This is a genomic window from Aestuariivirga sp., from assembly GCF_047600585.1.
Classification (GTDB): Bacteria; Pseudomonadota; Alphaproteobacteria; order Rhizobiales; family Aestuariivirgaceae; genus Aestuariivirga.
This window is the reverse complement of sequence record NZ_JASGKP010000001.1, coordinates 1,537,375-1,558,003: the sequence shown is the minus strand read 5'-3', so window position 1 is coordinate 1,558,003 and position 20,629 is coordinate 1,537,375. Positions and strand designations below refer to the sequence as shown.

The window sequence follows — 20,629 nt, the reverse complement described above, 5'->3', positions numbered from 1 at the left end:
CTCACACCGCGTCCAGCTTCTCAACCGTAAGGCTGTTGTTGGTATAGACGCAGATCTCGGCGGCGATCTTCATCGCCTTGCGCGCAATCGCCTCTGCATCCATGTCCGAATCCATCAGGGCCCGCGCAGCGGCGAGGGCGAAGTTGCCGCCCGAACCGATCGCCGTCACATCGCCTTCGGGCTCCAGCACGTCACCTGTCCCGGTGAGGACAAGAGACACCCGTGCGTCGGCAACGATCATCATCGCCTCCAGACGGCGGAGATAGCGGTCGGTGCGCCAGTCCTTGGCCATCTCCACGCAAGCCCGGGTGAGCTGACTGGGGAATTGTTCGAGCTTGGATTCAAGCCGTTCGAACAGGGTCATTGCATCTGCCGTCGCTCCGGCGAACCCGGCGATGACCTTGCCCGTTCCGAGCGGACGCACCTTGCGCGCATTGCCCTTGATGATGGTGGACCCCAGGCTGACCTGCCCGTCGCCTGCGATCACAACATGTTTACCCTTGCGGACAGTGAGAATGGTTGTGCCGTGCCACGTTTGCGTTTCCGCCATGAAACCAAGTCCTTTCAAGGCAAATCTAGGTGTGCAACCGCAAAATAGCAAACAGTCGGGCCGGTCAAACTGACAAAATCCTGACAGTCGCTGCAAGCGAACTGTCAGTCTTCCGGTTGCAGAAAGTGCGTGACGCAGCGCCGAATCTTACCGGAGAATCACATGAAAAAGACCCTGCTCGCCTCGGCAGCCATCCTCGTTTCACTTTCGGGCATCGCCTCGGCCACAGCCCTCGTCAGCAGCAATGCCCCGACCCTCCTGGCCCAGACCCCGCATCTCCTGCTCGCGGACAAGGGTGGAGATGGTGGAGGTGGCGGCGGAGGCGGTGGTGGTGGCGGCGGCGGTGGCGGCGATGATGACGGCGACGACCATGGTGGCTCCAACGGCGGCAGCGGCGGCAGCAACAGCGGAACCGGCAGCGCCCACAGCGGAACCGGCAGCGCCCACAGCGGAACAAGCAGCGCCAACAGCGGCAAGGGCAGCGTCAACAGTGGCAGGAGACTGCCGACGACAACCACGACCACTCCCCCGACCACCACCGGCACTACGGTCGATGATGATGCTGACGATGTCGATGACGACCTCGACGACGACAGCGCCACCACGGGGACGCCTCCAGACGGGTCAACCGGAGCGGTGACCGGAACGGATGATGACGACAACTCGGCGACCGAGACGGAAAACGAGACCGAGACCGAGCACGCAACCCCCGAAACCGAGACCGAAACAGAGACGACTGACGTCTCCGGCTGCGACAGCGCCCAGGACGTGGCCGAAAATTCCGGTTGTTCTGCCCAGTGATGCGTTGAAGTAGGGGGCCTAGGCAAGAGGGTCAGAGCTTCCCCGGCTCTGGCCCTCTTTCTTTTAACGCTGGCTCGTCCGCCAGTCGGGATTGATCCAAGGCTCGAGATTGGACGGCGGCAGCGGGTTCCGCCCCAGAATGTGGTCGGACGCCTTCTCGCCGATCATGAGCGTCGGCCCGTTGAGATTGCCGTTCGTCACCTGCGGCATGATCGATGAATCCGCAACACGGAGGTTCGCGATGCCGATCACCCGGCACTCCGGATCGACCACCGCCATGGGATCGTTCTTCGCGCCCATCTTGCAGGTGCCGGTGGGGTGATAGGCGCTTTCGCAGTGATGCCGGATGAAGGCGTCGATCTCGTCATCGGTCTGCACCTTCGGCCCAGGCTGGATCTCCTCGGCACGGAAGGGATCGAGCGCCTTCTGCCGCATGATCTCGCGGGTCAGGCGCACGCAGGCCCGGAATTCCGTCCAGTCATCGGGATGGGACATGTAGTTGAAGAGAATGCGGGGGTCATCCTTGGGGTTGCCGTTGCGCACCCGGATGAAGCCGCGCGACTTCGTCCGCATGGGGCCGACATGAACCTGGAAGCCGTGGCCTGCAAAGGCCGCCCTGCCGTCATAGCGCATGGCGGCGGGCAGGAAGTGATATTGGATATCAGGATACTCGATACCCGCACGGGAACGGATGAAGCCGCAGGATTCGAAATGATTTGTCGAACCCAGGCCGGACTGGAACAGCAGCCACTCCGCCCCGATCATGCCCTTCGACAGCACGTTGAGCTTGCCGTTGAGTGTGATGGGCTGCTTGCACTTTACCTGGAAATAGACTTCGAGGTGATCATGCAGGTTCTCGCCCACGCCCGGAAGATCGTGGACCACCGGAATGCCTGCCGCCTTGAGCACTCCTGCAGGGCCGATGCCGGAAAGCTGGAGCAGTTTCGGTGAATTGATGCTGGACGCTGCAATGATCACTTCACGCCGGGCCCGCGCCTCGAAGCGGTTCTGGCCGCGGCTGTACTGCACGCCCACCGCCGTGCGCCCTTCCATGAGAATGCGCTCGGCATAGGCGTAAGTGACGAGCTTTACGCGCTTGGTGAGGCGCGCAGGCCGCAGATAGGCATTGGCGGCAGACCAGCGAAAGCCATTGTGCACGGTCATTTCCATCGGGCCGAAGCCCTCCTGCTGATGGCCGTTGTAATCGTCCGTCACCGGATAACCCGCCTGCCGCCCGGCATCGATGAAAGCCTGGTAGAGCGGGTTGAGGCGCGAGCCGCGCTTCATGTGCATGGGACCGTCGGTGCCGCGCCAGCCCTCCTCGCCGCCTTCGGAATTCTCCATGCGGCGGAAATACGGGAGCACGTTGCGGTAGGCCCAGCCCTTGGCGCCCATCTCTTCCCAAGTGTCGAAGTCGCGGGCATGGCCGCGCACATAGACCATGCCGTTGATCGACGATGAGCCGCCCACCACCTTGCCTCGCGGCGTGGCCAGCTTGCGATTGCCGAGGTGCGGCTCGGGTTCCGTCTCGAAGCCCCAGTTGTAGCGCTTCATGTTCATAGGGATCGACAGTGCCGACGGCATCTGGATCAGTGGGCCACGATCGGTGCCGCCATATTCCAGTACCAGCACGGAATGGCCGGCCTCGGACAGGCGATAGGCCATCACCGAGCCCGCCGAGCCCGAACCCACGATGATATAGTCGAATTGTTCGGTCATCACCGGCCGCGCCGCCCGCCTTCGAGGTACTTGTCTATCTCGCGGATGCGCCCCCGCGTCGCCTTCCAGTTCTGGTTCACAACTGCGGCGACCATGGCTTCCACCACGAACAACGTCACCACGTTGGAATCCCAGCCCGAGGGCACTTCCATGCGCAGCACCAGCGTCTGCGCAGCAAGCCGCGACACGGGGCTCATCCACTGGTCGGTAATGAGCACGATCTTGGCGCCACGCTGCCGTGCCGAAGCGGCAAACTCCTGCACGCGCGCGTCATAACGGCGGACATCGAAGACCACCAGCACGTCGCCGCCCGCAATCTCCAATAGATATTGAGGCCAATGGCTCTCGGGCGCGGGCACGAGCCCTACCCTGCTCCGCGCCATCTGCAGGTGGGTGTGGAGGTAGCCGGCGAGGTGCCCGGTGATCCGCCCTCCGATCACGTGGATGCCGCGAGCCTCATCGCCCAGAAGGTGACTGATCTCGTCGAAAGCATGGTGATCGATGTGGCGGAGGCTGGTGCCGAGATTGTCCATGGCGGCATCGGCCAACGTGTTCAGAATGTGCCCGCGCGGGGCCTTGGACGACCACTGCTCCGGCTTTTCCACCGGGTTCTGCAACTGCGCCGAGACCTCGCCGCGGAGCGCCTGCTGGAAGGCTGGAAAGCCGCTGAAGCCAAGGCGCTTGGCGAAGCGCAGCACCGAGGGCGTGCTCACCCCGGCGGCCCGGGCAAAATCAGAGATGCTGGCAAGACCTGCCACCGGATAATCCGCCATCAGGGCAGCCGACAGCTTGCGGTCTGCGGCGGTCAGCCCGAGGCGGCCGCCGTTGATCTGTTCCGCGATCGTCGATGCCCTGGCACTGCCCTTGACCATCAGGCCTTCACTCCGTGGTTCGGCAAACTGTAACGAAATTGACAAGGCAAAGTCCATCTGAAATGATCATTTCAGTGAACGGGCAGGCAATGATCAAGATCCTTCAGGACGGCGAACCACACCCCGCAGAGGTCATCAATCCGGGTGGAACCTCGCCCTATGTGCTGGTCTGCGAGCATGCCTCCAACCGCATCCCGAAGAACCTTGGCACGCTCGGCCTCTCGGACGAAGACCTGCAGCGCCACATCGCCTGGGACATCGGTGCGGAGGCGACCGCCCGCATCCTCTCCAAGATCCTCGATGCTCCGCTCATCCTGCAGCGCTATTCGCGTCTGGTTTATGATTGCAACCGCCCGCCCGAAGCCGACAGCGCCTATCCCGAGGAAAGCGAGATCTACAAGATTCCCGGGAATGCGAACCTCACGCCCTCGGCGCGGCTCGCCCGCACCCGCGAAATCGCCCGGCCCTTCCATGCCGCCATCGAGGCCTTTCTCGACCAGCGGGCCGTCGAACGCCGCCAGACGCTGGTGGCTTCGATCCACTCCTTCACGCCCGTCTACAAGGGCAAGCAGCGCGACCTCGACGTGGGCTTCCTGTTTGACCGTGACGCCGGTCTTGCCAATTTCCTGATCAAGGTCTTCCCGCCGGACAAGGCCCGCCTGAACGAACCCTACGGCCCCAAGGACGGCGTCATGCATCTGCTCAATCTCCATGCCGCGCCCCGGGGCTTGCGCCATGTCATGATCGAGATCAGGAATGACCTGATCGCCGAACACGCCGGGCAGAACGCCTGGGCCAACTACCTGACCGTGCCCCTGGCACAGGCCGCCATCAAACTTGCATCACAAGCCCGGACATAAAAGGGCAACAGGAGGAAACGACATGGCCAACGGACATCTCACCTTTGACGAACTGAAAAGCCGTGTGAAGGCTGGAGAGATCGACACCGTCATCGCCGCCTTCCCGGACATGCAGGGCCGCCTGATGGGCAAGCGCTTCGAAGCGAACTTCTTTGTCGATGGCGCCTATGAGGAAACCCATGGATGCAACTACCTGCTGGCCGTCGACGTCGATATGGAACCGGTGCCCGGCTACAAGGCCGCGAGCTGGGAAAAGGGCTACGGTGATTTCGTCATCAAGCCCGACCTCGGCACCATCCGCCTCTGCCCGTGGCTGCCCAAGACGGCGCTGCTCCTCAGCGACATCCTCGACCATCACGACCACTCGCCGGTGCCGCACGCGCCGCGCAACGTACTGAAGCGGCAGATCGAGCGTCTCACCGCGCAGAAGATGAAGGCCTACTTCGCTTCCGAGCTGGAGTTCTATGTCTTCGACCAGAGCTTCAAGGACGCCTACAATGGCGGCTACCGCAACCTTACCACGCCCTCGCATTTGAACGAAGACTACAACATCCTTCAGACCAGCAAGGACGAGAACCTCATGAGGGCCATCCGCAATGGCCTCTATGGTGCTGGTATCACAGTGGAAAACTCCAAGGGCGAGGCCTGGGCCGGTCAGGAGGAAATCAACGTCCGCTATGACTCGGCGCTGCCCATGGCCGACACCCATGTGTTCCTCAAGCATGCCTGCAAGGAGATCGCACAGGGCCTTGGCCAGTCGCTCACGTTCATGGCCAAGCCGAACTACACCTGGGCCGGAAGCTCGTCCCACATCCACCAGTCGCTGTGGAGTGCGGACGGCAAGACGCCGCTCTTCTTCGAGAAGGACGGCGACCACGGCATGTCCCAGACGATGAAGCACTACATGGCGGGCCTGCTCGCCCATGCCGACGAGATCACCTATTTCCTCGCCCCCTTCATCAACTCCTACAAGCGCTACATCGCCGGCACCTTCGCGCCGACCCGCGCCGTGTGGAGCTTCGACAACCGCACCGCTGGCTACCGCCTCTGCGGCGCCGACAGCAAGGCGATCCGCGTGGAGTGCCGCGTGGGCGGTTCGGACCTCAACCCCTACCTCGCCTTTGCAGCGTTGCTCGCTGCCGGCCTCGACGGCATCGAGAACAAGCTTGCGCTGGAACCCGCTTTTTCCGGTGACGCCTATGACAAGTCGAAAAAGCTCCGCGAAATTCCCAAGACACTGCGTGAGGCAACCGAGCTCCTCGACAACTCCAAGCTGCTGCGCAAGGCCTTCGGCGACGACGTCATCGACCATTATGTCCACACCGCCCGCTGGGAGCAGTTCGAATATGACCGCCGCGTCACCGACTGGGAAATCCGCCGCGGCTTCGAGCAGTACTGATCATGGCAGACAGCATTTCCTCCATCTCGCCGGTTGACGGCAGCGTCGTCGCGAAGCGCGCCGTCGCCAGCAAGAAGCAGGTGGCGGCAACCTTCGCCGCCGCCCGCGCTGCACAAAAGGACTGGGCCAACCTCTCGATCAAGGAGCGCGCCGCCTATTGCAGCAAGGCGGTTGACGCCATGCTGGCGATGAAGGACGAGATCGTTCCCGAGCTCGCCTGGTCCATGGGCCGACCTGTGCGCTATGGCGCGGGTGAACTCCGTGGCTTCGAGGAGCGCGCCCGCCACATGATCGCCATTGCGCCCGAGGCGCTGGCGAACCTCACGCCCGCCCCCGAGGACGGCTTCGAACGCTTCATCACCCGCGAGCCCGTCGGCATCGTCTTCACCATCGCACCGTGGAACTATCCCTACCTCACCACGGTAAATTCGGTGATCCCGGCGCTGATGGCCGGCAACACCGTGGTGCTGAAGCACGCCAGCCACACGCTGCTGGTGGCGGAACGCTTCCAGAAGGCTTTCGACAAGGCGGGCCTGCCCAAGGGCGTGTTCCAGCATCTTGTCCTCAACCACGAGCAGACCGGCCAGATCATCTCCTCCGGCCTCGTCAACATGGTCTGCTTCACCGGCTCCGTCGAAGGGGGCCGCGTCATCGAGCGCGCCGCCGCCGGGCGCTTCCTCAACGTTGGCCTCGAACTGGGCGGCAAGGACCCCGCCTATGTCCGCCCCGACGCGAACATCCAGCACGCCATCGAGAACCTCGTCGACGGCTCGTTCTTCAACTCCGGGCAGAGCTGCTGCGGCATCGAGCGCATCTACGTCCACAAGGACCTGTGGAAGCCCTTCATCGACGGCTTCATTGATCTCACGAAAACCTATGTGCTCGGCTCACCGCTTGAAGAGGCAACCACCCTCGGACCGATGATCAAGGCCGACGCGGCCTCCTTCGTCCGCAAGCAGGTGGCAAGCGCCGTCCGCGCCGGAGCCAAGGCGCACATCGATCCCAAGCTGTTCCCCAAGGACAAGAAGGGCACGCCCTACATGGCGCCCCAGGTGCTCACGGCCGTGAACCACCAGATGAGCGTGATGCGCGATGAGAGCTTCGGTCCCGTCGTCGGCATCATGAAGGTCTCCTCCGACGAGGAGGCAGTCACGCTGATGAACGACTCGCCCTATGGCCTCACCGCCGCCCTTTGGACCGAGGACGCGAAGGCCGCCAAGGCCATCGGCGCCCGCATCGAAACCGGCACCGTCTTCATGAACCGCTGCGACTACCTCGACCCGGCCCTCGCCTGGACCGGCGTCAAGGACACGGGCCGCGGCGCCACCCTGTCCACGGTCGGCTATGAAATGCTGACCCGCCCCAAGAGCTTCCATCTCAGAACACGCACGGCCTGAGCCGTCGACCACAGGAGACATTCCATGACCATTCCAAACCGCAATTTCGGATTCCCCACGCCGGTGCGCTTCGGCGCGGGCCGCGTCAAGGAACTGCCGGACTTCTGCAAGGCCGCCAACATCCGCAAGCCGCTCTTCGTCACCGACAAGGGCCTCGTGAACACGCCCATGGTGGCGGACATCATCGCCAACCTCAAGGCGGCGGGCCTCAACCCCGGCGTCTTCTCCGACGTGCGCCCCAATCCCACCGAGGACAACGTTCTTGAAGGCTGCAAGGCCTTCCGCGACGGCGGCCATGACGGAGTGATCTGTTTCGGCGGCGGCTCTGCCCTCGACACCGGCAAGATGGTCGCCCTGATGCACGGCCAGAAGATCTCGATCTTCGATCTCGAGGACATCGGTGACTGGTGGACCCGTGCCGACGCCTCCAAGGTGGCACCCAACATCTGCGTGCCCACGACCGCAGGCACGGGCTCGGAAGTGGGCCGCGCTGGCGTCATCACCAACCCCAAGACCCACGAGAAGAAGATCATCTTCCATCCGGACGTAATGCCTAAGTTCGCGGTGCTCGATCCGGAAGTGACCGTGGGCCTGCCCGCCAAGCTCACGGCGGCCACGGGCTTCGACGCCTTCGCCCACTGCCTCGAGGCCTATTCCGCGCCCTTCTATCATCCCCTTGCCGCCGGCGTGGCGCTGGAGGGCATGCGCCTCGTCAAGGAGAACCTCGCCAAGGCCGTGAAGAAGGGCAAGGACATCGATGCCCGCGGCAACATGCTCGTCGCCTCCACCATGGGCGCCACGGCGTTCCAGCGGGGCCTCGGCGCCATCCACGCCCTCTCGCACCCCTTCGGCGGCCTCTATGACGCCCACCACGGTCTCCTCAACGGCATCATCATGCCCTACGTGCTGAAGGCCAACCGCAAGAAGATCGAAAAGGACATCGAGCGCGCCGCCGCCTACCTCGGCATCAAGGGCGGCTTCAACGGCTTCATGAAGTGGGTGCTGGCACTCCGCAAGGAAGTGGGCATTCCCCACGCCCTGAAGGACATCGGCATCGACACCAAGCGTCTCGACGAGGTGGCCGCGATGGCGGTGAAGGATCCGTCGGCGGGCGGAAATCCGATCCAGTTCACCGAGAAACAGTACAAGGCGCTGGCCCGGAAGTGCGTCACCGGCGATCTCTGAGACCGGACCTCACATGCGCACGACCCGCTCCGTTCACATCATCAATTGCCACGCCGAAGGCGAGGTGGGTGATGTGATCGTGGGCGGGGTCGCCCCTCCTCCCGGCAACACGGTGTGGGAGCAATCGCGATTCATCGCGACGGACGGCAAGCTCCGCGCCTTCGTCCTCAACGAACCGCGGGGCGGCGTCTTCCGCCACGTCAACCTGCTGGTGCCGCCCAAGAACCTAAGGGCGCAGATGGGCTTCATCATCATGGAGCCCGAAGACACGCCGCCCATGTCGGGCTCGAACTGCATCTGTGTGTCCACCGTGCTGCTCGATGCCGGCATCATCCCGATGACCGAGCCGGTGACGCGCCTCACACTTGAAGCGCCTGCCGGGTTGATCGAAGTCTCCGCCACCTGCCGCAACGGCAAGGCCGAGAGCATCACCCTCACCAACGTGCCCTCCTTCGCGCAGCATCTGGGGGTGGAGCTTCAGGTGGAGGGCTTCGGCACGGTGAAGGTTGATACGGCCTTCGGCGGTGACAGCTTCGTGATGGCAGATGCCGCCGATTTCGGCCTTGCCATCACGCCGGCAACGGCCCGCGACGTGGCCGAACTGGGCCGCAGGCTGGTGAAGGCGGCGGATGAGCAACTGCCTTTCCACCATACGGAACTTCCGGAATGGCGGCACTATTCGTTCTGTTTCCTGCGGGAGAAACTCGAGCGCCGGGACGGCGTCCTCACCTCGCGCAACGCCTGTGTCGTAAACCCCGGCAAGCTCGACCGTTCGCCCACCGGGACCGGCTGCTCCGCCCTCATGGCCGTACTCCACGCCAAGGGTCTGATGAAGGTGGGAGAAACCTATATCGGCCGCAGCGTCATCGATTCACAATTCACCGGGCAGATTGCCGCCGAAACCACCGTCGGCAATCACAAGGCCATCGTGCCGCAAATCACCGGCCGTGCCTGGATCAGCGGCCAGACCACGCTGATGCTCGATCCTGATGATCCGTACCCCGACGGTTACAAGGTGAGTGATACCTGGCCCAATCCGTAAGGCGGACTCAGTTCGAGAGCGGCTTCCGCAGGATCAGCAGATTGGCGGTGATGATGGGAAGGCCGAGCTTCACGATCAGCGGGCGAAGGCCGCGCTCCACCATGGCAAGCGGCTTGATCCGCTTGTAATAGTCGTGCCCGACATAGCTCGTGTGCTGCAGCACCTCGAAGCCGATCTCTCCATAGGCCCGCCGCAGATTGTCAGACGGCGCGCCGCAGTGATGATAATAGGCCTCGAACTTGCCCTCCTGCCCCGCCGTATCCCGGTGCGGCTGCAAGACCTTGAGCAGGCCATAGGAAACCTTCTCCGGAATCAGGCCATTGACGAAGAGCGGGAAGTTGTTGCGCGAGGGGAACATATGGACGCTGAGGCCGCCCGGCCGCAGCATGCGGAACATGTTGCGGTGGGCCTGCATGGGGTCCGCCACATGCTCGAGCAGCATATGCGAGAAGATCAGGTCGAACGTGCCGGCAAGCGATGCCACCTTGCTGTTGCCGTCCGGGCTCGCGATGTCGAGGCACACCTTCACATGGCGCGGATCGGCGAGGTCGAGCTCAGCCTGGGAAATGTCGAAGAGGTGATAAGCGAGCCCGCGCGAACTCGATGAAATCGCGGCTGATGCGCGGCATCCGCCCACCGCCCACGTCACCCACGGTCTTGGCACGCATCTGGTCGATGAGGTCCATTAGGAAACGCGGCGCCCGTTCCCAGCCGGGAAAGTGGTCGAGCGTGGCAAGGCGCGCGGAGCGGTCCTTGTCCGGCCGCAGGGCACGGCCAAAGCCTGGGGTTGAATGGGAAGTCATCGGGCACGTCCTCGCGTCGGAGCGACGAGGCTCCATGGCATTCGAGTTAAATTGAAACGCGCCGCAACGGGTATGGGAATGTCGTGGTAATGCTAACGGTTAAGATAAACGGCCCTCAGTTCCGCCCGATCCGGCCGAGGTGCGTGTCGTTGAAGCCGCTCGCATATTTGAGGCCATAGCCCAGCATGCGGTCGAAGCCGATATGGGCGAGCCAGATCAGCGCCGTGGCCCAGAGAATGTCACGCAGGATGAAGTCATCGAGCACATATCCGGCGATGCCGATCAGCAGCGGCAGGATGGTGGAATGGCAGATGTTGTAGACCACCGAGCCCACCCGCGGCCCCAGCAGGTATCCGAGGAACGAGAGATCCGGCGCGAGAAACAGGATCGAAAACATCCACCACGACACATTGCCCATGGCGTGGAAGCCAATCAGCGCAGCAAGGAAGAGCGCGGCACCCTCGGCGCGAAGCGTTGCCCTCACGCCGCCCGTCGCCATCATGCGGTCTCGCGGATGAGCTGCAGGAAGCGGTCCACATGCTCCGCCGGCGTGGCGAAGGAGACGACGAAGCGGCAGTGCACCTCGTCATCGGCAAGGCCATCCCACGGCCAGTCGTAGAAATTGGCGCCCTTGGCCTGCAGCGCGTCGAAGAGCTTGCGCGGCATGATGGCGAAGATTTCATTGGCTTCGACCGGTGTTGTCAGGCGCACGCGGTTTGAGGCCTGCATGCCCTTGGCCAGAGTCTGCGCCAGGGTGTTGGCACGACGGGCATTGGGCAACCAGACGTCATCCTGCAGATAGGCCAGCATCTGCGCCGAGAGGAAGCGGCCCTTGGAGACAAGCTGCCCCGTCCGCTTGCGGCGGTAGAGGAAATCCTCGGCGAGTGCCGTATCGAAGAACACCACCGCTTCAAGGATCATGCCACCGTTCTTGGTGCCGCCGAAGGAGAGCACATCAACGCCCGCCTTCCACGTCATCTCGGCGGGGGTGCAGCCGAGCGAGACAAGCGCATTGGCAAAACGCGCCCCATCCATGTGTACCTTCATGCCGCGCGGCTTGGCCACGTCGGCCAGAGCCTTGATCTCGGCGGGCGTATAGACGGTGCCAAGTTCCGTGGCGCTGGTGATCGAAAGTGCGCAGGGCTTCGCGCCATGTTCGCCGTGCCCGAATTGCGAGAGCTTCTCTGCAAACACCGCAGGCGTGAGCTTGGCATCCTTGCCCGGCATGGTGATCAGCTTGCCGCCACCCATGAAGAGTTCGGGACAGTTGCACTCGTCGGTGTTGATATGGCTCATCTCGTGGCAGAACACGCCGCCGAAGGTGGGGCAGATGGCCGAAAGGGCGAGCGAGTTTGCGCCCGTGCCGTTCACGACAAGAAAGGCCTTCACGTCCTTCTCGAAGATCTGCGAGAGCCTGGCTTCGACCTCGCGGGAGCCGTCGTCATGGCAATAGGACACGTCGGTTAGCCTGCTGTTGGCATCGACCATGGCTTGCAGGATGCGGGGATCAACGCCGTAAACATTGTCGGAAGCGAAATTCATGGGGAGGCAAAATCCGGTTAAGTCGCGAAAATGACTGCTTAACGGGATTGTACGAGGTGCGAAACTGCAAAATGGGAACGAAGCCATTCCGCCGGGAGTTGTCCTGTCTTCGGGGCGGCATCCCCACTCAGGAGGTATCCATGACCATTCGCATCCTTGCCCTTTCGGGCGCCGTGCTCTTCGGCCTTTCCACCTTCGCCCACGCCGAAATGCTGACCTTCAAGGCGGACTTGACGCCGGGCAACGAGGCCCCGCCCGCCGCCAACAGCCATGGTTCGGGACAGGCCACCGTCCGCATCGACACCGAGACGAAGAAGGTGACATGGGACATCGCGGTCAAGGATTTGACCGGCGATCCCACCGCCGCCCACATCCATGGGCCTGCCGGCGCGGGCGTGAATGCGCCGCCGCTTGTCGACATGTCCGCCAACATCCTGAAGGGTGAAGGCACCGTCACCGACCAGCAGTTGGCCGACATTCAGGCCGGCCAGACCTACGTCAATGTTCACACCGCGCAGTATCCCGACGGCGAAATCCGCGGCCAGCTCCTCCGCTAATCGTCAGAGCGCATCGACACTCTCCGGTCCCGGGACCGGAGAGCCCTTGCGCTCGAACAGAAGCACGCCAAGCCCGCAGGCGATGATGAGGGCGATGCCGAGCAGCGCCAGGGCGTTCGGCCACTCGCTGAAGAACACCGCGCCGAAGGTTGTCGCCACGATGGTCACGGAATAATAGAACGGCGCCACCGTTCTTGCCGTCGCGAGCCGGAAGGACAGGAACACGAAGAGGTGTCCCAGCATCACGAACATGCCGGAGAAGAAGGCGTAGAGCGCGATCTCGCGCGTCACCGGCGTCCACGTCTCGAAGAGCATGGTGTTCACCAGTGACACCAGCATCACGGCCACCACGATGTTGAAGGTGTTGATCATGCCGGGCGTGTCGTCAGGCACATAGCGCGAGAGCAGGTCACGGCCCGCCGAGGCAAAGGCGGTGATGAAGCCGAGGAGCGCATAGGGCGACGCTCCGGCGCTGCCGGGCTGTGCCACCAGCATGGCGCCTGCAAGGCCGAGACCGATCAGCAGCCAGCGGATGAGACCCACCTTTTCGCCCCACAGGAAACTTGCGCCTGCGATGACCAGCAGCGGTGCGATCTGGTAGATCGAGGTGATGTCGGCCAGCGGCACCCTGGCAAGGCCGAGGATGAAGGCCGACACGGCCACGACTTCAAACAGCGACCGCAGCATCACCCAGAAGCCGAAGGCCTTGGGCAGATGCCGCCACAGGCCCATGGCGGTCACCAGCACCGTGGCCCAGAGCGTGGCCGAAATGCCGCGCAGCACGAGGGCCTGAAGCGGCTGCACCCCCTCCCCGATCAGCAGTTTGAGGAAACAGTCGCAGGAGACAAAGGTCACCGCCGAAAGCAGCATCGCCACGATGCCGCGGAAGTTTGTGGATTGAGACATGTTCCCGCCTTGAAGGTGCCTTTTAGGCGGGATTCGCCACGGCGCAAATGCGGGTTACGCAGCCGCACCCTGCGGCAAAGTCACGGGTACCTTGATGTAGTGAATGCCGTTCGACTCCGCCGGGGGCAGCTTTCCCGCCCGCATGTTGATCTGGATCGAGGGCAGCAGCAGCACCGGGGCCGAGAGCGTGCGGTCGCGGGCCGTGCGCATGGCCACGAAGTCCTCTTCACTCACTGAGGCATTCACATGGATGTTGCGGTCAAGTTCCTCGCCCACCGTCGTCTCCCAGGCGAAGGACTTCCGGCCCTCCTTGGGCAGGTAGTCATGGCACATGAAGAGGCGCGTTTCGCGCGGAAGCGCCAGCAGCTTGCGGATCGAGCGGTAAAGGGTGCGGGCATCACCACCCGGGAAATCGGCCCGCGCCGTGCCATAGTCCGGCATGAACAGCGTGTCGCCCACGAACACGGCATCGGCAATCTTGAACGAGACGCAGGCCGGCGTGTGCCCGGGCGTTTCGATCACCGACACGGTGAGGCTGCCGAGCTTGAAGGTGTCACCCTCCTTCACCAGCACGTCGAACTCCGCACCGGAACCCGAAACATCGAGTGCGTTGAAGATGGGCCGGAAAATCTGCTGCACCTGCCGGATGTTCTCGCCGATCACCACCTTGGCGCTGGTCTTGAGCTTGAGATAGGGCGCTGCGGAAAGATGGTCGGCATGGACGTGGGTTTCGAGAACCCAGTCCACCGTGAAGCCCTCCTCCGCTGCCTTTGCCAGAACGGCATCGGCCGAGGTCACGTCCGCCTTCCCCGACTTGTGGTCATAGTCGAAGACCGGATCGATGATCGCTGCACGCTTGGTGGCAGGATCGGCCACGAGATAGGTGACGGTATTGGTAGCGTGATCGAACCAGGCGTGGATGAAGGGACTGTCAGGCACGTTTCAACTCCTTTGACGGGTTGACATATATGCGCGTTACCTTATATAAGCAACAGCGAATATGAAGCACCGCTGTTGCGGATACGGACTCCCTCGATCATGAACCTGTTCAAGACCATTCTCAAATCCCTTTTGCCGGAGAGAAAGCCCATGAAGATCGTCACCATCACGCCCCAGGAAGCCAAGGCCCTTGTTGATCAGGGCGCGGTTCTTGTGGATGTGCGCGAGCCCGGCGAGCGGGCCTCCGGTTGCATTGCCAACGACCGCAACCTGCCGCTGTCACGGCTGACACCCGTGCCGGTCGAAAGCAACGGCAAGCCCGTGATCTTCTATTGTGCCAGTGGTGCGCGCACCCGCATGAATGCCTCTGCCCTCGACGCGATCGGCGGACCGGAACCCAAAATCCTTGCCGGCGGCATCATGGGCTGGGTCCAGGCGGGTCTTCCCGTCGTCCGGGGATAAGGTGGGACCGGAGCTCATCACCGTTCTCTCGGGCGGGCTCGTCGAACTCGTTCTCGGTCTTGTTGGCGGCGGCGGATCGATCCTGGCAGTGCCCCTGCTCCTCTACGTTGTCGGCATGCCGTCGGCACACGCAGCTCTGGGCACCAGTGCAGTCGCTGTCGCACTGAGCGCGCTCGCCAACCTCATGGGCGCCATGGCCCGTGGCCTCGTGAAATGGCCATGTGCGCTAGTCTTCACGGCGGCCGGTATCGTGGGCTCCACGCTGGGCGCACAACTCGCGCTCTCGCTTCCCGGCGCTCGCATCATTCCCCTCTTCGGCGGTCTCATGCTGGTAGTCGGCCTCATGATGCTGCTCCGCAAGAACGCCGAAGGTGACCCGGATGTGCGCCTCAATCTCAAGACCGCCCGCTCCATGCTGCCCTGGCTCATCGGCCTCGGGCTCACCGCAGGCGGGCTCGCCGGCTTCTTCGGCATCGGCGGCGGCTTCCTCATCGTGCCCGCCCTGATGCTCGCGACCGCCATGCCCATTACCTACGCAATCGCGACCTCGCTCGTATCCATCACCGCCTTTGGCCTCGTCACCGTCGCGAACTACGCCCTCGCCGGCGAAGTGGTGTGGAGAACGGTCGGACTCTTCGTGCTGGGCGGGGTTGCGGGCGGCGCCATCGGCCAGACGGCGGGCGCCCGCCTCTCGTCCCACAAATACCTGTTGCAGATGGCCTTTGCCTTTGCCGTGGCCGTCACTGCCGTCGGCGGCTACATGATCCTGCGCGGGCCCCCTTGATGCGCAACTTTGTTTCGTTTTACGATCAGCTTTGAATTTTTACTTGCGCATTTGACACGGCCTTGTCATTAAAGGACAGACATACTGTCCTTTCTGCCTGTTCTTCAGGTAAAGTCAATGAGGAGCGCCCATCATGACCATCCATCACTTCCACCCGGAAGGTCTGCCCGAGGCCCATGGCCTCTACGATCCGCGCAACGAACACGATGCCTGCGGCATCGGCCTCCTCGCCAACATCAACAACATCAAGAGCCACAAGACCGTGGCGGATGCGCTCCGCATCCTCAAGAACCTTGAGCACCGCGGTGCCGTGGGCGCCGACCCCAAGGCGGGCGACGGTGCGGGCATCCTGATCCAGATTCCCCACGACTTCCTTGCCGCGGAAGCCGCGCGCATCGGATTCGATCTCCCCGCCGCCGGACAATATGGCGTGGGCTTCCTGTTCATGCCGCGCGAACCTGTCTACCGTCAGGACATCGAGCGCATCTGGTGGGAAACCGCCCGTGAGGAAGGCCTGAAGGTACTCGGCTGGCGCGACGTGCCGGTCGACCGGTCGGTGCTGGGCTACTCCGTCATCGACACCGAACCCATGCACCGTCAGGTGTTCATCGGCCGCGGCCCCACCATCCGTGACGAAGCCCACTTCGAACGCAAGCTCTTCGTCTGCCGCAAGGTCGTGTCGAACCGCATCGTCGAAGTGCTCGGCAAGAAGGCCCGCGCCTATTATCCCGTCTCCGTCTCCTGCCGCACCATCGTCTACAAGGGGCTGGTGCTCGGCGCGGAGATTCCCAACTACTATCTCGACCTGAAGGACGAGCGCGTCGCCTCCGCCTTTGCGCTGGTGCACCAACGCTTCTCCACCAACACCTTCCCGAGCTGGCCGCTGGCACACCCTTACCGCTTCGTCTGCCACAACGGCGAAATCAACACCGTGCGCGGCAACTTCAACTGGATGGCGGCCCGCCAGGCCAACATGAAGTCGGAAGTGCTGGGACAGGACCTCTCCAAGCTCTGGCCCATTTCCTACGAAGGCCAGTCCGACACCGCCTGCTTCGACAACGCGCTCGAGCTTCTCTACATGGGCGGCTATTCGCTGCCGCACGCCATGATGATGCTGATCCCGGAAGCCTGGGCCGGCAACCCGCTCATGGATGAAGACCGCCGCGCCTTCTACGAGCACCACGCCGCGATGATGGAACCGTGGGACGGCCCTGCCGCCATGGTCTTCACCGACGGCAAGGTGATCGGCGCCACGCTGGACCGCAACGGCCTGCGCCCCTCGCGCTACCTCGTCACCGACGACGGCTACGTGATGCTCGCCTCGGAAATGGGCTGCCTCGAATTCCCGGAAGAGAAGATTGCCCGCAAGTGGCGCCTCCAGCCCGGCAAGATGCTGCTCATCGACCTCGACAAGAAGGCGATCATCTCGGACGAGGACCTGAAGAAGGAACTCTCCACCCAGCATCCCTACAAGGAATGGCTGAAGCGCACCCAGGTCGTGCTCCGCGATTTGCCCAAGGCGAAGACCACGCGTCCGAAGCCCGCCGTGCCGCTGCTCGACCGTCAGCAGGCCTTCGGTTACACGCAGGAAGACACAAAGATCCTGATGGCGCCGATGGCGACCACGGGCCAGGAAGCCGTGGGCTCCATGGGCAACGACGTGCCCGTCTCAGCCCTTTCGGACCGCCCGAAGCTGCTCGACACCTATTTCAAGCAGAACTTCGCCCAGGTGACGAACCCGCCCATCGACCCGATCCGCGAGGAACTGGTGATGTCGCTCGTCTCGTTCATCGGCCCGCGCCCCAACCTGCTCGACCTCAAGGGCACCTCGAAGCACATGCGCCTCGAAGTGGCCCAGCCCATCCTCACCAACGAGGAACTGGAGCGCATCCGCAACATCGGCGAGGTGCGCGAGAACCCCTTCCGCACCGTGACCATCGACATCACCTATGATGTGGCCAACGGCGCCCGCTACATGGAAGCGGCCCTCGACTCGGTGATGGGCCAGGCCGAACGCGCGGTGCGCGACGGTTACAACATCATCATCCTGTCGGACCGCTCGGTCTCCGCCGAACGCGTGCCGATCCCGTCGCTGCTGGCAACCTCCGCCACGCATCATCACCTGATCCGCAAGGGTCTGCGAACCCAGGTGGGCCTTGTGGTGGAATCGGGCGAGCCCCGCGAAGTGCACCAGTTCTGCGCCCTCGCCGGCTACGGCGCCGAGGCGATCAACCCCTATCTGGCCTTCGAGACGCTGGAAGCCCTGCTGCCGACACTCGATGAAAAGGTCTCCGCCTACGAAGCCGTGAAGCGCTACATCAAGGCGATCGACAAGGGCATCCTCAAGGTCATGTCCAAGATGGGCATCTCGACCTACCAGTCCTATTGCGGCGCGCAGATCTTCGACGCCGTCGGCCTCTCCTCCGACTTCGTGCGCAAGTACTTCACCGGCACCGCCACCACGGTGGAAGGGATCGGCCTCAACGAGGTTGCGGAAGAAGCCTTCCGCCGCCATGTCGATGCCTTCGGCCTGAACCCGGTTCTTGCCACCCAGCTCGATGTAGGCGGCGACTATGCCCAGCGCATCCGCGGCGAAGCCCACGTCTGGACCAGCGAAACCGTCTCGACGCTGCAGCACGCCGTTCGCGGCAACAGCCAGGACAAGTATCGGGAATATGCGCGGCTCATCAACGAGCAGAACGAGAAGCTAAAGACCCTGCGCGGCCTCTTCCGCCTCAAGTCGGCAGACGAAATGGGCTCAAGCCCGGTACCGATCGACGAGGTCGAGCCCGCCAAGGAAATCGTCCGCCGCTTTGCAACAGGTGCCATGTCCTTCGGCTCGATCAGCCGCGAGGCCCACACCACGCTGGCGATCGCCATGAACCGCATCGGCGGCAAGTCCAACACCGGCGAAGGCGGCGAGGAAGCCGACCGTTTCGTGCCCATGGCGAACGGCGACTCCATGCGCTCCGCCATCAAGCAGGTGGCCTCGGGCCGCTTCGGCGTGACGACGGAATATCTCGTCAACTCCGACATGATGCAGATCAAGATGGCGCAGGGTGCGAAGCCCGGCGAAGGCGGCCAGTTGCCCGGCCACAAGGTGGATGCGGTGATCGCCAAGGTGCGTCATTCCACGCCGGGCGTCGGACTCATCTCGCCGCCGCCGCACCATGACATCTACTCGATCGAAGACCTCGCCCAGCTCATCTACGACCTGAAAAACGTGAACCCGAAGGCGCAAGTCTCAGTGAAGCTCGTTTCGGAAGTGGGCGTGGGCACGGTGGCCGCGGGCGTCTCCAAGGCCCATGCCGATCACGTCACCATCTCGGGTTATGAAGGCGGCACGGGCGCTTCGCCACTCACCTCGATCAAGCACGCAGGCAGCCCGTGGGAAATCGGCCTTGCCGAAACCCAGCAGACGCTCGTGGCCAACGATCTCCGCGGCCGCATCTGGGTGCAGGCCGATGGCGGCGTGCGCACCGGCCGCGACGTGCTGATCGCCGCACTGCTGGGCGCTGACGAAATCGGCTTTGCCACCGCACCGCTGATTGCGGCGGGATGCATCATGATGCGCAAGTGCCACCTCAACACCTGCCCGGTCGGCGTCGCCACCCAGGACCCGGAGCTGCGCAAGCGCTTCAAGGGCCAGCCGGAGCACGTGATCAACTTCTTCTTCTTCGTCGCCGAAGAACTGCGCGAGCTGATGGCCGCCATGGGCATCCGCAAGTACGAGGACCTCGTCGGCAAGACCGAATGGCTCGACACCAAGAAGGCGATCTCGCACTGGAAGGCCAAGGGCCTCGACTTCGGCAAGCTCTTCGCCAAGGCCGACGTGACGGGCCCGATCGCGACCCGCCGCACCCACGCCCAGGACCATGGTCTCGATGAGGTTCTGGACCGTGACCTGATCGCCAAGGCCGCCCCTGCCCTCAACGACAGGAAGCCGGTGGTGATCGACGCCAAGATCAAGAACAACAACCGCACCGCGGGCGCCATGCTCTCGGGCGAAGTGGCCCGCCGCTATGGCCATACCGGTCTTCCGGAAGACACAATCACGGTGAAGTTCACCGGCGTCACCGGCCAGAGCTTCGGCGCCTGGGCGGCCCATGGCGTCACGCTCGATGTCACCGGCGAAGGCAACGACTATGTCGGCAAGGGCCTCTCGGGCGGCAAGATCATCATCAAGCCGCACGCCAAGACAGGCTTCAAGCCGGAAGAGTCGATCATCGTCGGCAACACGGTGCTTTATGGCGCCATCACTGGCGAAGCCTATTTCCGCGGCGTGGCGGGCGAACGCTTCGCCGTGCGCAACTCCGGCGCCGTTGCCGTTGTCGAAGGCACGGGCGACCATGGGTGCGAATACATGACGGGTGGCTGCGTACTGGTCATCGGCCCAACGGGCCGCAACTTCGCGGCAGGCATGTCGGGCGGCGTGGCCTATGTCCTCGACGAGGACAAGGGCTTCGAGAAGCGCTGCAACCTGTCGATGGTCGATCTCCAGCCGGTGCCGGAAGAGGAGGAACTCCTCGAGAAGCATCAGCACTCGGGCGGCGACCTGATTTCGCACGGGCTTGTGGACATCACCTCCCACATGGACCGACACGACGCCACACGCATTCATGAACTGCTGGTGCGGCACCACCGCTACACCGGCTCGGCCAAGGCCAAGACCATTCTCGACAACTGGTCGGCCTACCTTCCCAAGTTCGTCAAGGTCATGCCGGTCGAATACGCCCGCGCCCTTGCCGAACTGGTCAAGGCACAGGAAACAAGTGACGGCCTCACGGTCGGTGTGAAGAGGAGCGCATAAC

18 protein-coding genes are annotated in these 20,629 nt (G+C 63.3%); 10 read left to right on the top strand and 8 right to left on the bottom strand.

Translation table 11 applies throughout. From position 1 onward, the window contains the following. Position 1: 1 nt before the first annotated feature. Positions 2–550: an ATP-dependent protease subunit HslV gene (gene hslV / locus QM801_RS07595; protein ID WP_415018604.1), complete on the bottom strand. Its 549-nt coding sequence runs from the start codon at positions 548–550 to the stop codon at positions 2–4. A gap of 162 nt (positions 551–712) precedes the next feature. Here hslV and QM801_RS07590 point away from each other — a divergent pair, with 162 nt between their 5' ends. Then, complete coding sequence (locus tag QM801_RS07590) at positions 713–1,351, top strand: hypothetical protein (RefSeq protein ID WP_415018603.1); 639 nt, start codon at positions 713–715, stop codon at positions 1,349–1,351. 63 nt (positions 1,352–1,414) lie between these two features. Here QM801_RS07590 and betA read toward each other — a convergent pair whose 3' ends face one another. Further along, positions 1,415–3,070, bottom strand: coding sequence for a choline dehydrogenase (gene betA / locus QM801_RS07585; RefSeq protein ID WP_415018602.1), 1,656 nt, complete (start codon positions 3,068–3,070; stop codon positions 1,415–1,417). After that, a complete protein-coding gene (locus tag QM801_RS07580) occupies positions 3,070–3,942 on the bottom strand; it encodes a MurR/RpiR family transcriptional regulator (protein ID WP_415018601.1) in 873 nt (290 codons plus the stop codon). The genes betA and QM801_RS07580 overlap by 1 nt, the downstream gene beginning before the upstream one ends. 89 nt (positions 3,943–4,031) lie before the next feature. On the opposite strand from QM801_RS07580, the gene QM801_RS07575 reads away from it, so the two are divergent. From QM801_RS07575 to QM801_RS07555, 5 genes are read left to right on the top strand one after another with little or no spacing between them, the layout of a single operon-like run. Beyond that, positions 4,032–4,802, top strand: a complete 771-nt coding sequence (locus QM801_RS07575) for an N-formylglutamate amidohydrolase (RefSeq protein WP_415018600.1) — start codon at positions 4,032–4,034, stop codon at positions 4,800–4,802. Between the two features lie 22 nt (positions 4,803–4,824). Beyond that, a complete protein-coding gene (locus QM801_RS07570) occupies positions 4,825–6,201 on the top strand; it encodes a glutamine synthetase family protein (RefSeq protein ID WP_415018599.1) in 1,377 nt (458 codons plus the stop codon). A gap of 2 nt (positions 6,202–6,203) precedes the next feature. Continuing rightward, positions 6,204–7,598, top strand: coding sequence for an aldehyde dehydrogenase family protein (locus QM801_RS07565; protein WP_415018598.1), 1,395 nt, complete (start codon positions 6,204–6,206; stop codon positions 7,596–7,598). Positions 7,599–7,622: 24 nt separating this feature from the next. Further along, positions 7,623–8,783, top strand: a complete 1,161-nt coding sequence (locus QM801_RS07560; RefSeq protein WP_415018597.1) for an iron-containing alcohol dehydrogenase — start codon at positions 7,623–7,625, stop codon at positions 8,781–8,783. Positions 8,784–8,796: 13 nt separating this feature from the next. Beyond that, positions 8,797–9,825 carry a trans-3-hydroxy-L-proline dehydratase gene (locus tag QM801_RS07555; protein WP_415018596.1) on the top strand — a complete coding sequence of 343 codons (1,029 nt, stop codon included), beginning with the start codon at positions 8,797–8,799 and terminating at the stop codon, positions 9,823–9,825. 7 nt (positions 9,826–9,832) lie between these two features. Here QM801_RS07555 and QM801_RS07550 read toward each other — a convergent pair whose 3' ends face one another. The 3 genes from QM801_RS07550 to QM801_RS07540 all read right to left on the bottom strand — a co-directional run bounded on the left by QM801_RS07550 (position 9,833) and on the right by QM801_RS07540 (position 12,170). After that, positions 9,833–10,474, bottom strand: coding sequence for a class I SAM-dependent methyltransferase (locus QM801_RS07550; protein ID WP_415018595.1), 642 nt, complete (start codon positions 10,472–10,474; stop codon positions 9,833–9,835). Positions 10,475–10,743: 269 nt separating this feature from the next. After that, complete coding sequence (locus QM801_RS07545) at positions 10,744–11,130, bottom strand: DUF4260 domain-containing protein (protein WP_415018594.1); 387 nt, start codon at positions 11,128–11,130, stop codon at positions 10,744–10,746. Further along, a complete protein-coding gene (locus QM801_RS07540) occupies positions 11,127–12,170 on the bottom strand; it encodes a threonine aldolase family protein (RefSeq protein ID WP_415018593.1) in 1,044 nt (347 codons plus the stop codon). Before QM801_RS07540 ends, QM801_RS07545 begins: the two co-directional genes overlap by 4 nt. A gap of 140 nt (positions 12,171–12,310) precedes the next feature. On the opposite strand from QM801_RS07540, the gene QM801_RS07535 reads away from it, so the two are divergent. After that, on the top strand, positions 12,311–12,727 hold the full coding sequence (locus QM801_RS07535) for a CHRD domain-containing protein (protein WP_415018592.1): 417 nt from the start codon (positions 12,311–12,313) through the stop codon (positions 12,725–12,727). A gap of 3 nt (positions 12,728–12,730) precedes the next feature. Here QM801_RS07535 and QM801_RS07530 read toward each other — a convergent pair whose 3' ends face one another. Beyond that, positions 12,731–13,633 (bottom strand): DMT family transporter, encoded by a 903-nt coding sequence (locus tag QM801_RS07530; RefSeq protein ID WP_415018591.1) that lies wholly within the window; start codon positions 13,631–13,633, stop codon positions 12,731–12,733. Positions 13,634–13,687: 54 nt separating this feature from the next. Next, a complete protein-coding gene (locus QM801_RS07525) occupies positions 13,688–14,572 on the bottom strand; it encodes an MBL fold metallo-hydrolase (protein ID WP_415018590.1) in 885 nt (294 codons plus the stop codon). 150 nt (positions 14,573–14,722) lie between these two features. Between QM801_RS07525 and QM801_RS07520 the strand changes: the two genes are divergently transcribed. From QM801_RS07520 to gltB, 3 genes are all read left to right on the top strand, one after another. After that, positions 14,723–15,034 (top strand): rhodanese-like domain-containing protein, encoded by a 312-nt coding sequence (locus QM801_RS07520; RefSeq protein WP_415018589.1) that lies wholly within the window; start codon positions 14,723–14,725, stop codon positions 15,032–15,034. A 1-nt stretch (position 15,035) separates the two neighbouring features. Then, positions 15,036–15,818 carry a sulfite exporter TauE/SafE family protein gene (locus tag QM801_RS07515; RefSeq protein WP_415018588.1) on the top strand — a complete coding sequence of 261 codons (783 nt, stop codon included), beginning with the start codon at positions 15,036–15,038 and terminating at the stop codon, positions 15,816–15,818. Between the two features lie 133 nt (positions 15,819–15,951). Then, positions 15,952–20,628 carry a glutamate synthase large subunit gene (gltB, locus tag QM801_RS07510; RefSeq protein WP_415018587.1) on the top strand — a complete coding sequence of 1,559 codons (4,677 nt, stop codon included), beginning with the start codon at positions 15,952–15,954 and terminating at the stop codon, positions 20,626–20,628. Position 20,629 lies beyond the last annotated feature (1 nt).